Source organism: uncultured Mesonia sp. (assembly GCA_947499595.1).
Lineage (GTDB): Bacteria > Bacteroidota > Bacteroidia > Flavobacteriales > Flavobacteriaceae > Mesonia > Mesonia sediminis.
Genome location: CANMOY010000009.1, coordinates 60,723 through 74,925 on the forward strand (window position 1 = coordinate 60,723; position 14,203 = coordinate 74,925).

A 14,203-nucleotide genomic window follows, 5' to 3' on the forward strand; every position below is an offset into this window, starting at 1 on the left:
CTAATTTCATAGAACTATGAGACACGGAAAGAAAATTAATCATTTAGGAAGAAAGACTGCTCACCGTAAAGCAATGCTTGCCAATATGGCTAGCTCTTTAATCGAGCATAAAAGAATAAATACCACAACAGCAAAGGCCAAAGCCCTTAAACAGTTTATCGAGCCTTTGGTGACTAAATCTAAAGAAGATACAACTCACAACAGAAGAATTGTTTTTTCTAAATTGCGTGATAAATATGCAGTTTCTGAGTTATTTAGAGAGGTAGCACCAAAAGTTGGCGATAGACCAGGAGGTTACACAAGAATCATCAAACTAGGTAACCGTCTTGGTGATAATGCTGATATGGCTATGATAGAGCTTGTAGATTTTAATGAGCTTTACAACGCTAACGGGTCAACTAAGAAGAAATCAACTCGTCGTAGTAGACGTGGAGGTAAAAATACATCAGGGTCTGAAACAGCCAGTAAACAAGAAGAATCTTCAACCAATGAAGAGGAATAAGAACATGATGTATTACAAGCTATAATATTAAAAGGATAAACTGTCTTAAGTTTATCCTTTTTTTTTAACCTTTTTTTACTTAAACACAACACAATGATATATCAGAAAAGAAAAAAAGCACTTCTGCTTTTAGAAGATGGCACTAAATTTTGGGGTAAGGCTATTGGAAATTTAAGTGGCACATCTTTCGGTGAGGTCTGTTTTAACACTGGTATGACCGGTTATCAAGAGATTTTTACCGACCCTAGTTATTTTGGGCAAATCATGGTAACTACCAATGCGCACATCGGTAATTACGGGACTTCTGCCGAAGAGGTTGAGTCAGATAGTATTAAAATAGCTGGTTTGGTATGTAAAAACTTTAGTTATAATTATTCTAGACCCAAGGCAGATTTTTCTCTCGAAGAGTTTATGCAAAAACACGAACTTCTTGGAATATCAGATGTTGATACACGCGCTCTGGTAAGTTACATTCGCGATAATGGGGCAATGAATGCCGTTATCACTACAGAAATCGATAATATTGAGGAGGTTAAAGAAAAGTTGGCTGCCCAACCTAGTATGAAAGGCTTGGAATTGGCGTCAAAAGTTTCAACCAAAAAGGCCTATACCATTGGAAATTCTGATGCAACTTTTAAGGTAGCAGCTTTAGATTTAGGGGTCAAGAAGAATATTTTAAGAAATTTAAGTGCAAGAAACTGTTTTATAAAAGTCTTCCCTTACAATACAAGTTTTGAAGAACTAAACGAGTTTAATCCAGACGGGTTCTTTTTATCTAATGGTCCTGGGGATCCAGAACCTTTGGTATCGGTAATTGAAACGGCAAAAAAAATTATTGCGAGTAATAAGCCAACATTTGGAATTTGCTTAGGTCATCAAATTATCGCATTAGCACATGGAGTGAATACCTTTAAGATGCATAATGGTCATCGCGGAATAAACCATCCTGTTCTTAATTTGAGCACGAAATGTGGTGAAATCACCTCGCAAAATCATGGTTTTGCAGTGAGTCGCGAGGCGCTTGAAAAAAACGAAAGTTTAGAGATCACCCATGTACATTTAAATGATAATACGGTTGCAGGACTAAAAGTAAAAGATAAAAACTGTTTTAGTGTTCAATATCATCCAGAAGCAAGTCCCGGACCAAATGATTCTTTGTATTTATTTGATCAATTTTTAGAAAACATAAAAAAAGTAAAAAGCTAAGCTTTTGTTATCTTTACATCACTATTATTAAAAACTAGAAAAATGAGTATCATAATTGATATAAAAGCGCGCCAAATTTTTGATTCAAGAGGAAACCCTACTGTAGAAGTAGATGTTTTTACAGAAAGTGGTTTTATGGGCCGTGCAGCCGTACCTTCAGGAGCTTCTACAGGAGAACACGAGGCCGTAGAATTGCGTGATAATGAAAGAGCCTATATGGGTAAAGGCGTATTAACCGCCGTAAATAATGTAAACACTATTATTGCAGACGCCTTAATGGGGTTTTCTGTATTTGAACAGGAAGCAATAGATCAATTCTTAATCGACTTAGACGGGACCCCAAACAAAGCCAAACTAGGGGCTAACGCCATACTGGGTGTTTCATTGGCAGTAGCCCACGCCGCAGCCAATGAAATGGGTATGCCTTTATATCGTTATGTAGGAGGTGTGAGTGCTAAAACTTTGCCCGTTCCTATGATGAATATTATTAATGGGGGATCACATTCAGATGCTCCTATTGCCTTTCAAGAATTTATGATTATGCCGGTGAAAGCACAAAATTTTACCGAAGCACTTCAAATGGGGTCAGAAATATTTCACCACCTAAAAAAGGTCTTACATAAAAGAAATTTAAGTACAGCTGTAGGAGACGAAGGAGGTTTTGCTCCTAAGCTAAAAGGTACAGAAGATGCGCTGGAATGCGTGAAACAAGCTGTTGAACTGGCAGGTTATAGTTTTGGAAAAGATATTATGCTTGCTCTAGATTGCGCTGCCGCGGAATTTTATGAAGAAGGTGTGTATAACTATAAAAAATTTGAAGGAGATCAAGGGCAAGTTAGAAATTCAAAGGAGCAAGCAGCGTACCTAGCAGAATTATGTGAGCAATATCCAATTATATCAATAGAAGACGGTATGGATGAGAACGATTGGGAAGGTTGGAAAGAACTAACTCAATTGGTAGGTGACAAAATTCAACTAGTAGGAGATGATTTATTTGTGACCAACGTTAAACGATTAAGTAGAGGTATATCCGAAGGGATAGCAAACTCTATTTTAATTAAAGTAAATCAAATCGGTACTTTAAGCGAGACAATAGCTGCAGTTAATATGGCTCATCAGGCAGGGTACACCGCAGTTATGTCGCATAGATCTGGTGAAACCGAAGATGCTACAATCGCCGATTTGGCTGTGGCCCTTAACACCGGGCAAATAAAAACCGGTTCGGCATCTAGAAGCGACAGAATGGCAAAATACAATCAATTGTTACGCATAGAAGAGCAACTAGGCGAGACAGCTGTTTATTTACAAGAAAGAGCCTTTAAAATAAAAATATAAGATACTAGATTAATAAATTTTGAATTTATGAAAGCAACCTAGCTTAAATTTTTGTTAGGTTGCTTTTTTTTAAGAATATATTAACCAAACCTTCACGAAAAAGCGCTAATTTTAGAAGGCTATACACAAAAAATTACTAGTATTTTTTGTAAATTAGCGGCAGAAAAATTAAAAATAATATAGTTACAATATGTCAAAAAAAGCTACGATAGAATTTGATGGAAAAAAATATGAATTTCCAATAGTAGTAGGAACCGAGAATGAGGTTGCTATTCAAATCAAATCCTTAAGAGGAGATACTGGTGGGTTAATAACTTTAGATCCGGGATATAAAAATACAGGATCATGTGAAAGTGCAATCACTTTCCTGAATGGAGAAGAAGGGATTTTGCGTTATAGAGGGTATGCCATCGAAGAATTAGCCGATAATGCTAGTTTCCTTGAAGTAGCGTATTTATTAATTTTTGGAGAACTTCCAACTCAAGAACAATTAGATAAATTATACGCAGACATTAAACGCGAGTCTAATGTAGATGAAGAAATGAAGAAAATCTTAGATGGTTTTCCTAAATCAGCGCATCCTATGGGAGTTCTTTCTTCATTAACCAGTGCTTTGATAGCATTTAACCCAAGTGCCGTTAACGTTGACTCCGAGGAAGATATGTACAATGCTATCATCAAACTTTTGGCTAAATTCCCTGTTTTAGTAGCTTGGACTTTACGCAAAAGACAAGGGCAGCCGCTTGATTATGGCGATAGTAGCTTAGGTTATGTAGAGAATATTTTAAAAATGATGTTCAAAAAACCTAGCGAAAATTATGAGGTTGATCCAGTTGTCGCCTCTGCTTTAAATAAGCTTTTGATTTTACATGCAGACCATGAACAGAATTGCTCGACGTCAACAGTACGTATCGTAGGTTCTTCACATGCAGGTTTATTTGCATCTATCTCTGCAGGAATCTCTGCTTTGTGGGGTCCACTTCACGGAGGTGCAAATCAAGCGGTAATTGAGATGCTTGAAGGAATAAAGCAAGATGGTGGAGATACTAAGAAATACATGAAAAAAGCTAAGGATAAAAATGATCCTTTCAGATTGATGGGCTTTGGTCACCGTGTTTACAAAAACTTTGATCCTCGAGCAAAAATCATTAAGAAATCTGCAGATGAAGTTTTAGGTAAATTAGGGGTGCAAGATCCCGTATTGGATATTGCAAAAGGTTTAGAAAAAGAAGCCTTAGAAGATAGCTATTTTGTAGATAGAAAGCTATATCCAAATGTCGACTTTTATTCAGGTATTATCTATCGTGCATTAGGAATTCCTACAGAAATGTTTACGGTGATGTTTGCTTTGGGTAGACTACCAGGTTGGATTGCACAATGGAGAGAAATGCGCTTAAAGAAAGAGCCTATTGGTAGACCTAGACAGGTATACACCGGTGAAAATTTAAGAAGTTTTAAACCTATGAGTAACCGATAGATTTAAAATATAAATCAATAAAAAAGCTTCATAATTTAATGGAGCTTTTTTTTAATTTAAAGATAAATATAATGTTGAATTTGAATATAAAAAATGAAACTTCGCGTTTGCGATCGGTTATTCTAGGAACGGCCGAAAGCAATGGCCCAACTCCAACTATAGAGGAGGCATATGACCCAAAGTCTGCGGAGTATATCAAAGCAGGAACTTACCCTCTAGAAGAAGACATGCGCAAAGAAATGGCCGCGGTCGATGAGGTTTTAAAGAAGTATGATGTTCAGGTTTTTAGACCAAAATTGATCTCAGATTACAATCAAATCTTTTCGCGCGATATTGGTTTTGTGATTGATGATATCTTTATTAAAGCCAATATATTGCCAGATCGGGAACGTGAATTAGAGGCTATTCAATACATTATAGATCAAATTGATCCTAGTAAAGTCATCCGTTTACCGGAAGATTGTCATATAGAAGGGGGAGACGTTATGCCTGTAAAAGATTATATTTTTATAGGTACCTACAGAGAAGCAGATTACCCTAATTACATAACGGCTAGAACCAACATGAAGGCTGTGCAAAAAATGCAGGAAATTTTTCCTAACCGAAAAGTTAAATCATTTAATTTGAGAAAGTCGAGTACAGATCCGCGTCTAAATGCATTGCATTTAGATTGCTGTTTTCAGCCTGTAGGAAAAGATAAGGCTATAATCCATGAAAACGGTTTTTTAAATAAAGATGAATTTGATTGGTTAGTTGATTTTTATGGTAAAGAAAACTTATTCTTTATAGATAGTGATGAAATGTATTCAATGAACAGTAATATCTTTTCAATAGCAGAAAACGTGGTGATTTCAGAGAAAAACTTTACTCGCCTAAATAAGTGGTTGCGTGCAAATAATATTATAGTTGAGGAGGTGCCTTATGCAGAAATTTCAAAACAAGAGGGGCTTTTACGCTGCTCGACTTTACCGCTTATTAGAGACTAATACCTAGATTTTAGGAATATAAGAAATGTAACTATGAGACAAATAACAGATAGTATTTTAATGATTAGGCCAGTTGCTTTTCGGATGAATGAAGAGACGGCAGTTAATAATTATTTTCAAAAAGGAACCGCAGCGGCGAATGATGAAATTACGCAAAAAGCTCAATTTGAATTTGATACTTTTGTAAGTAAGTTAAGAAAAGTAGGTGTTAATGTTATTGTGGTTGATGATATTTTAGAAAACGATACGCCAGATTCTATTTTCCCTAATAACTGGATTTTCTTTCATCAAAATGGTGATGTAGCATTATACCCGATGTTTGCAGAAAATAGAAGAAGAGAAAGACGCGAAGATGTTTTAGATACCCTTGAACAAGAAGGTTTTTTAATCAATACTATTTTTGATTATACTAAGGCAGAAGAGGAAGGAGTCTTTCTAGAAGGCACAGGAAACTTAATAATAGACCGAGTAAACGCTAAAGCTTATTGTGCTTTATCGCCTCGAGCAAATGAAGAATTGTTGATTGAATTTTGTGAAGATTTTGAGCTGTTCCCTGTAATCTTTCATGCCTACCAAAGTGTAGAAGAAGAAAGAAAGCTAATTTACCATACCAACGTCATGATGTGCTTGGCCGATGATTTTGCAGTTATTTGTTTAGATACGATTGACGATAAAAAAGAAAGGAAACTTGTAATTTCAAGTCTTAAAGAAGATAATAAAGAAATTATAGCTATTAATGAATCTCAAATGCACGCCTTTGCAGGAAATATGTTGCAGGTTGAAGGCGCTTTTGGTAAAAAATATTTGGTTATGAGTACAACTGCCTATAATGCTCTAACCAAAGAACAAGTAGATAAAATAACTGCTCATTGCGAAATATTACATAGTGATATTTCTACCATTGAAACCTTAGGTGGTGGCAGTGCACGTTGTATGATGGCTGAAGTTTTTTTACCGAAAAAAGACAATTAAGCTTGCGCAATTTTTTTTAGCATGCCCGCAAAAATAAAATAATGAAAAGGCAACATACTATACCAGTATAACCTACCGAGTAAACCCCTGGGTCTAAAGGTAGCAGTCTGGTGAACTATGTTGTCTTTATCTATTTTAAACTCTAACCAAGCTTCGCCTGGTATTTTCATTTCGGCAAAAAGTAAAAGACGCTTTTCTTTATAATCAGCAAATAAAACCCGCCAAAAGTCTAATGAATCGCCCGTGTATAAATTACGGTAATTGGTTCGTCCTCTGCGAAGGCCTACACCTCCTACTAGCTTATCAATAAAACCTCTAATTTTCCATAGATTGTTAGCGTAGTACCATCCATTTTTACCACCAATTTCCCAAATTTTATCCAGCGACTTTTCAGGCGATTCGGCTTTTAAACTTTGATAGTCCACTAAACAACCATGTGTAGGCACTTGAATAAATTGATTAAGATCAACTTTTGTAAAACGGCTACTGACTTTTGAATCTTTCCAGCTTGAGATAACTTGATTTTGCTCAATTTTATCAAAAGCCGCTCGAATGGCTTCCTCATAAGTAAGCGGTTTTATATCTAGAAGTTTTGTTAACCGATTGTCTTTTGAGATCACTTCTACTTTCATACTATCAACAAGGTTTACCGCCAAATTGTAAGAAGTGGAAGTAACAAAATACAGCCAGTATGATGATAATCTGGGCGACATAAATGGAACGTCTAGGATATGAAGTTTTAGACCACGAATGCGACAATAGGTGAGCATCATATCTTTGTAGGTTAAAACGTCTGGTCCAGCAATATCAAAGGCATCATCATAAGTCTCTTTGCGGCCCAAAGACTTTTCTAGAAACTGCAACACATTGCGAATGGCTATTGGTTGCGTTTTTGTTTTTACCCATTTAGGAGTGATCATAACGGGTAATTTTTCACATAAATCTCTTATTATCTCAAATGAGGCACTACCAGATCCTACTATAATACCCGCTTGAAGACAAGTAAGGGCAAAATTGCCCTTTTTTAATATGTCAGCTACTTGTTGCCTTGAACTAAGGTGTTTAGAAGTTTTATTTTCATTGGTCATTCCCGTTAAATATATTACCTGCTTAACATTTAAAGGGGCCAAGAGAGTATTAAAATTTCTTGCAGCTTTGGCTTCTAACTCATCAAAATCTTTTGTCGAGCCACTCATAGAGTGTATCAAATAATAGGCTGCATCAATATCATCAGGTAAAATATTGTTATTTTGCTTTTCTAAAAAATCTATTTCAACAATTTGTACTTTTCGTTTAACACTAGGACTTACAGAAAATCTGTCAGCACTCCGTACAGCGCAAATAACCTCGTGATCTTTTGCGAGTAAAATGGGTAGTAGGCGCATTCCTATATATCCGTTTGCGCCGGTTAAGAATATTTTCATTTTAGTTTATCTTAAGTTATGCAATTATTTCTGTAAATTTATCCGTAAAAAAGTAACTGCTACCCATTATGCAAAACACCTTAAAATATGTGCTTCTATTATTTGGAGTAATCATTATTACTCTTGCCAGTTACAAACTTATATTTGAGTTTCAACCGATCTATAACGATCAACCTTTTACAGAGCAGCCCTTACCTCAAAATATAGCAATGCTGTTTACCGGATTATTATTACTGTTAGCTGGTTTCTCATTTAGAAAACGTAAATGATTTTAAAAACAGGCTAAAGCCTTTTGTTGCATTACTTTTTTTATGAATTTATGAGTTTTATTTCGATCAGCCTTTATCTTTAAAAAATAATGATCCATATAAATGCTGTATTCTTGTGATTTTCCTTTGTATAATACCAGTTTATAATAAGGTATTACCAATGCATAAGACTCTAATAAAGACCTAAATCCAACCAAAATACCTTTTGGCCTTAACTCGATATTACAGCAGTTTTGGTTATTGTCTAAAATCAATAAGTTATGAATAGCTAAACAAGCTGAGTTTATAATAATTTTACCAGATCCGATGCCATTTAATTTAAGACGTTCGCTTAAAGTAAACGGTTCACCTACCAGCATATTAATTTTGCGTTTTAACTCTGGTTTATTATAAGAGACATTAACCAACATTTTTTATTTTAAAGATAACTAAAACAAACCTTTTAATTTTATCTTTGCACAAAATTTAACCTATGTTCAATACTGACTTTTTATCGAGTAAAATAAGTGCAGCACTAAAAGAACTGTACCAAGTAGATGTACAAGATTTTGAATTTCAAGCGACACGTAAGGAATTTCCTGGAGATCTAACCTTAGTGGTATTTTCTTTGTTGCGCCACATTAAAACCAACCCAGTAAAATTAGGGGAGGACATAGGTGCATTCTTAAAAAAGAATGTAGACGAGGTTGATAATTTCAATGTAGTAAAAGGATTTTTAAACCTTGAATTTTCTGACGCTTATTTTTTAAATCAGTTTAAGGCTATTCATTCAAAAGAAGAATATGGCTTAGTTGCACCAGGTGAATCTTCTCCCAGAATTATGGTAGAGTATTCTTCACCTAATACCAATAAACCCTTGCATTTAGGGCACATTAGAAATAATCTTTTAGGTTTTTCTGTGGCCGAAATTTTAAAAGCAGCAGGAAACCAAGTTTATAAGACTCAAATTATAAATGATCGAGGTATACATATTTGCAAAAGCATGTTGGCTTGGCAAAAATTTGGAGAGGGAGAAACCCCAAGCAGTTCTAACCTAAAAGGAGATAAATTAGTAGGAGCCTACTATGTGAAATTTGACCAAGAGTATAAAGCTCAAGTAAACGAACTTAAGGCCAAAGGCTTAGGTGAAAAAGAAGCTAAAGAGCAAGCCCCTCTATTAAAAGAAGCAAAAAAAATGCTTCAAGCTTGGGAAGCTGGTGATAAGGAGGTGTTGGCTTTATGGGAAAAAATGAACCAATGGGTATACGATGGTTTTGAACAAACGTATAAGCGATTAGGAGTTAACTTTGATAAAAACTACTATGAAAGCGATACTTATTTATTAGGGAAAGAAGTGGTTAAAGAGGGTCTTGAAAAAGGTGTTTTTTATAAGAAAGAAGATGGTAGCGTGTGGATAGATCTTACCGATGAGGGTCTTGATGAAAAAATTGTCCTTCGTTCAGATGGTACCGCCGTTTACATGACACAAGACATTGGTACCGCTATACAACGTGTAAATGATTACTCTATTAATGGTATGGTTTATACCGTAGGTAATGAGCAGGACTATCATTTTAAGGTTCTCTTTCTAATTCTTAAAAAATTGGGGTATGCTTGGGCAGAGCACTTGTATCATTTAAGTTATGGTATGGTTGATTTGCCTAGCGGAAAAATGAAAAGCAGAGAGGGCACGGTAGTTGATGCAGATGATTTAATGGATGAAATGACGCAAACAGCGCAAAAGATTTCAGATGATTTAGGCAAGTTAGAAGGATTTTCACTCCAAGAAAAAGAAGAGCTTTACGAAACCATTGGCTTAGGAGCTCTAAAATATTATATCTTAAAAGTAGATCCGCGAAAGCGTATTCTATTTAATCCAGAAGAGTCTGTAGACTTTCAAGGAAATACCGGTCCATTTGTACAGTATACCTACGCCCGTATTCAATCTATTTTAAGAAAAGGTGAAAAATTACTTGCGCAAACGGTAGAGGATTATACTTTTGAAGAAAAAGAAAAAACGGTAATCAAACACTTGTTGGCTTGGCCAGAAACAATACAACTCGCAGCAAAACAATACAGTCCCGCAATTGTAGCGAATTATACCTATGATTTAGTACGTGATTTTAATTCTTTTTATCAAAATGTTTCTATCTTAGCGGCAGAACAAGAAGATCAACGCATTTTACGAGTACAATTAGCACAACTTACAGGGGCAGTGATTAAAAGTGCATTTAAACTACTAGGAATAAAAGTTCCTAGCCAGATGTAAATTGTTTTTGCCTTAATGAAATCTTAACTTGAAAATTAGATTGGGTGTAATTCTTAAGGCTTCTTGTTGAATAAAAAATATCTCATTGTTTTCTTGTAAATAGTAGGCATTGATAATATTGGTAGAGTTAAGCAAATTCCAAACCGATAAGCCAATATAGGCATTTACCTTATCGTCTAGTTTAAACTCTTGACCTGCAGAAAAGTCTGTTCTAAAATAACTGGGTAGTTGCGCACTATTTGATGGTGAATATAAAAACAAGTTATTGGTTAAATTTTCTTGGCTTATTGGAGTGTAAGCTTTTCCTGAACGCCACTTTATTCCTAAAGAAACTTGGAGCCCATTTTGTTCATAACTGGTATTGAAACTTAAAGAATTGGCAATTGCTGTATTGCTTGGGAAACTGTTTTGGCTAATCTCGTTGAAACGATAGTCATTGTTAGTAAGTGAATAGCCGGCCCAAAAATTAAACCTTTTAAACTCTTTACGGATTAAAAAGTCTATTCCTCTAATATAATAATCGCCAGAAAAGGGCGCATACTGGTATTGGTCTTGAAAGCCTTGACTTGAAACTGTAATATTATTTACTTTTTTTGCATACCCCTCAATACTGGCTAGCCAATTATTCTGAGTATAATGTAAACCCAAAGAGAGTTGCATACTCTGCATTAAAGGTATATCTTGGTTATTTGCACCTTGCCATTTACTGTTTTGAATACCTAAAAAATCTTTTTGGGTGCTGTTAATTTGAGTATGATACTGGCTTTTTACCTCGCCAAGAAATTCGAACGCTAGATTCTTAACCACTTTTTGATTTAAGCTAAAACGTGGCTCAAAATAAAACTGGTTTAGTTGTGAAAAATAATTGAGACGCGAACCTATATGTAGATTGGTTTTATCATCTAAACTTTTAAAAGAATAGGTGCCATACACAGCTTGAGTTGAGGTAAAGCGGGTAGTGAAAAATCCATCCAGCGGATTGCTTTGGCGGGTAAAATTCTCAATCTGCGCGTAAATATGTTCAAAGCCCAAGTTTAAGTCAGATAAATGGTTAAGATTTAATGTGTTTTCAATTTTAAAACCATGTTCTCTTACCTTGTTTTTTTGACGGCTAATCCTATCTTCTTTTCGCTCTTCATTACTAGCTTCTAGATCATATAGTGAATAGTAATAATGTACCTTAGAGATAACCTTTTCATTCCAATGGTGCGCATAATTCAATCCGAATCCTAAACTGTATTGTGATAAACCACTTGTTTTTGGATCAATTTGATTGCCCTGCAAAAAATCCTCACGATAGCTTAGGTTGTTAGATAAATAAATGAAGCTTAGCTTAAATTTGTTTTTTTTATTTGGTTGATATAGGTAACGAAGGGTGGTGTCATAAAAATGAAACTCGTCATTCTGCTTAATGCTTTCTTGTTCAAGCGGATCTAATATTGTGTTTTGAAAAGCCTGTTTATAGTATTGATTGTAAGTGGGGGTTCTAAAATAGTTGTTTATAGAGCTTCTAGCCGCCAGCCTTAAGCTTGATTGCTTGCCTAATGGGGTGTCAATTAAACCAAATCCGTAAAGATAGTTTATTCCTGCTTCTGCATTGAATTTTTGATTCAACTCATCGCTTGTTTGTAATGATATCACTCCAGAAACACTGTTTCCGTAAGAAGCGTCAGTACCATTTTTTATCAAGGCTACCTCATCTACAAAATAAGGATTTATAGCCGATATTAGTCCGAAAAAATGACCGTATTGGTACATACGAATGCCATCCCAAAGTACCAAATTCTGGTCGGGTGTTCCCCCTCGAATATTTAAATCGCTAACTTTTTCGTTAATGCTTTCTATTCCTGGTAGCACCTGAAGTGCTTGTAAGGCATCGGGTTCAATAAGACCAGGGAACGTAGGAAGCTGGTTTAGGTCAATATCTAATACACCTTGGTCTTTTTTGGTAATACTTTTATTAAGGTAATTTTGAATAATAACTTCTTCCAAATCTAAAACTTTATCCGCTTCAAGCGGTTTTTTAAGACGTATCGCAATAAAATCCTGACTTAAAAACTCAAACTCGAGGTTGCTATTGCGTTCAATTTCAGCAATTATTTGCCTTGGCGATAAATTTGAATTAATTGTAAAGGGAGGTAGTTGCTCTAACTCATTTTCAAGGTAGGAAAACTTAAACGATGTCTGGTTCTCAAATCGTTTAATAATATCTAAAATACTAAGGCTTTCCTTGGTTTTTACCTGTGCTAAAAGTAGGATAGGAAAAAGCAATAAAGTAAAAAACAGCTGAACTTTAATTTTTTTGTTCACTTAAGTTTACGGATTTTCCATCAATATGATACGTAAGCCCAAACGGAATGCAGACAGATCTTAAGGCCATATCAAGATTGCTATGGGTGAAACTCCCGGTAAAATAACTATTTTTTTCTAAATCTATGTTTTTGCGAAGCACTTTAACGTCATATTGGCGTTCAATTTCTTGTATTACCAGTATTAATGGTACTCTTTTAAATTTGCTCTGTCCTGTCAGCCAACTGGGTGCCGCATCGATTATTTGACTGGTTGTATATTCTTCCTTATAGAAACTTACCGATTGTCCTCCCGATAACGCTAAGGTGTCTTGCTCTTTAATAACCCGAACAAGCCCTTCGAAGCACGTAACATCAAAAAAGTTTTGACGTTGTTTTACGTTAAAAGCGGTTCCTAAAACTTCTACCCTTCCTATTGGTGTTTGCACACTAAATTTTTGTCCTTTTTTTACCTCAAAATAAGCTTCTCCTTTTAATTGTAGTTGGCGTTCTTTTTTCCATTTATTAGAATGGTATTGAATTTGACTTCCAGCATTAAGTTTCGCCAAGGAACCATCGGGTAATTCTAAGCTTTTTTGTTGTGCGTTTGCGGTATCAATTAAAACTAGATTTTGCTGGGTAAACCAAAAAGCTCCTAAGGCAATTATCAAAACGGCAGCGGCGCTGCTAACCCAAGTAAGTATTCGTTTTCTTCTTTTTTGTTTTTTTGCTCTTTCTATAAGGCTGGCACTAGTACTATTTGACAAAGCAGGAGCTTTGAAATAGCCAGCATAATCGAGCATTTTTTTGTACTCCTCATATGCGGGTTTAGACTCCAATTCTTGAAGCTGTGTTTGGGTGAGTGCTTTGCCCATTAACCATTTATATAAAATATCTTCTTTTTTCATCTCGTTGTACTTACCTCTATAACAATTTAATAAGCTATTTTCCTACCTTAAAGCTCTGTTAATTCTAATTTTAATTTCTTTAATGCACTATAAAGGTGTTTTTCAACAGTTTTTGTTGATATATCAAGCAATGATGCCACTTCTTTATGGGGTTTGGCTTCAATTTTACAAAGACTAAATACCAAACGTTGTTTTTCGGTAAGTGAGCTTAGGGCACGCTCATACTTTTCTAGGTATTGCTTTTCTTCTAATAAAAATTCTGGGCTTTGTTTATTAGTATTTTCTTTAATGCTTTTGTTGTATTTAAGTTTCACTTTTTTATGCTTTACTTCGTTAAGCATTAAGTTGTTGGCAACGGTAAAAAGAAACGACTTAGCTTTACTGTAAGTAACATCTTCACATTTATGCCATAGCTTTACAAAGGCTTCGTGCATTTTATCTTCGTGGTTGTAGCCATTGCCAAATTTGTAGTATAAAAAATCATGAAGATCTTTTGCATAATCATTGTATATTCTTTCAAAAACAGAATCTACACAAATATTCTCGAATATTTTTTTAGGCATAAGCTTTAATTCTAGCTAAAAATAG

Annotated in this window: 13 protein-coding genes; 8 read left to right on the forward strand and 5 right to left on the reverse strand. The window is 35.1% G+C overall.

Going from position 1 to position 14,203, the window contains the following annotated elements; translation table 11 throughout:
* Positions 1-16: 16 nt before the first annotated feature.
* From rplQ to ctlX, 6 genes are all read left to right on the forward strand, one after another.
* Positions 17-502 carry a 50S ribosomal protein L17 gene (gene rplQ, locus ACH2AZ_RS10540; protein ID WP_147860644.1) on the forward strand — a complete coding sequence of 162 codons (486 nt, stop codon included), beginning with the start codon at positions 17-19 and terminating at the stop codon, positions 500-502.
* A gap of 93 nt (positions 503-595) precedes the next feature.
* On the forward strand, positions 596-1,708 hold the full coding sequence (gene carA, locus ACH2AZ_RS10545) for a glutamine-hydrolyzing carbamoyl-phosphate synthase small subunit (RefSeq protein WP_394907801.1): 1,113 nt from the start codon (positions 596-598) through the stop codon (positions 1,706-1,708).
* A gap of 42 nt (positions 1,709-1,750) precedes the next feature.
* Positions 1,751-3,043, forward strand: a complete 1,293-nt coding sequence (eno, locus tag ACH2AZ_RS10550) for a phosphopyruvate hydratase (protein WP_394907802.1) — start codon at positions 1,751-1,753, stop codon at positions 3,041-3,043.
* A 190-nt stretch (positions 3,044-3,233) separates the two neighbouring features.
* Positions 3,234-4,520 (forward strand): citrate synthase, encoded by a 1,287-nt coding sequence (locus ACH2AZ_RS10555; protein WP_394907803.1) that lies wholly within the window; start codon positions 3,234-3,236, stop codon positions 4,518-4,520.
* Positions 4,521-4,591: 71 nt separating this feature from the next.
* Positions 4,592-5,506 carry a dimethylarginine dimethylaminohydrolase family protein gene (locus ACH2AZ_RS10560; protein ID WP_394907804.1) on the forward strand — a complete coding sequence of 305 codons (915 nt, stop codon included), beginning with the start codon at positions 4,592-4,594 and terminating at the stop codon, positions 5,504-5,506.
* Positions 5,507-5,539: 33 nt separating this feature from the next.
* Positions 5,540-6,478, forward strand: coding sequence for a citrulline utilization hydrolase CtlX (gene ctlX, locus ACH2AZ_RS10565; RefSeq protein ID WP_394907805.1), 939 nt, complete (start codon positions 5,540-5,542; stop codon positions 6,476-6,478).
* Here ctlX and ACH2AZ_RS10570 read toward each other — a convergent pair.
* Positions 6,475-7,902 carry an SDR family oxidoreductase gene (locus ACH2AZ_RS10570; RefSeq protein WP_394907806.1) on the reverse strand — a complete coding sequence of 476 codons (1,428 nt, stop codon included), beginning with the start codon at positions 7,900-7,902 and terminating at the stop codon, positions 6,475-6,477. The genes ctlX and ACH2AZ_RS10570 overlap by 4 nt on opposite strands.
* A 68-nt stretch (positions 7,903-7,970) precedes the next feature.
* Between ACH2AZ_RS10570 and ACH2AZ_RS10575 the strand changes: the two genes are divergently transcribed.
* Complete coding sequence (locus tag ACH2AZ_RS10575) at positions 7,971-8,171, forward strand: hypothetical protein (protein ID WP_394907807.1); 201 nt, start codon at positions 7,971-7,973, stop codon at positions 8,169-8,171.
* A 2-nt stretch (positions 8,172-8,173) separates the two neighbouring features.
* Here the strand turns inward: ACH2AZ_RS10575 and ACH2AZ_RS10580 are convergent, their stop codons facing one another.
* Positions 8,174-8,581: a hypothetical protein gene (locus tag ACH2AZ_RS10580; protein ID WP_394907808.1), complete on the reverse strand. Its 408-nt coding sequence runs from the start codon at positions 8,579-8,581 to the stop codon at positions 8,174-8,176.
* 62 nt (positions 8,582-8,643) lie between these two features.
* Between ACH2AZ_RS10580 and argS the strand changes: the two genes are divergently transcribed.
* On the forward strand, positions 8,644-10,419 hold the full coding sequence (argS, locus tag ACH2AZ_RS10585) for an arginine--tRNA ligase (protein ID WP_394907809.1): 1,776 nt from the start codon (positions 8,644-8,646) through the stop codon (positions 10,417-10,419).
* 12 nt (positions 10,420-10,431) lie between these two features.
* On the opposite strand, the gene ACH2AZ_RS10590 is transcribed toward argS, so the two are convergent.
* From ACH2AZ_RS10590 to ACH2AZ_RS10600, 3 genes are read right to left on the reverse strand one after another with little or no spacing between them, the layout of a single operon-like run.
* Positions 10,432-12,729, reverse strand: coding sequence for a TonB-dependent receptor plug domain-containing protein (locus ACH2AZ_RS10590; RefSeq protein ID WP_394907810.1), 2,298 nt, complete (start codon positions 12,727-12,729; stop codon positions 10,432-10,434).
* The gene (locus tag ACH2AZ_RS10595; RefSeq protein ID WP_394907811.1) at positions 12,713-13,615 is read right to left on the reverse strand and encodes a FecR family protein; all 903 of its coding nucleotides are present in this window, start codon (positions 13,613-13,615) and stop codon (positions 12,713-12,715) included. Before ACH2AZ_RS10595 ends, ACH2AZ_RS10590 begins: the two co-directional genes overlap by 17 nt.
* Positions 13,616-13,662: 47 nt before the next feature.
* The gene (locus tag ACH2AZ_RS10600; protein WP_394907812.1) at positions 13,663-14,178 is read right to left on the reverse strand and encodes an RNA polymerase sigma factor; all 516 of its coding nucleotides are present in this window, start codon (positions 14,176-14,178) and stop codon (positions 13,663-13,665) included.
* Between the last annotated feature and the right edge of the window lie 25 nt (positions 14,179-14,203).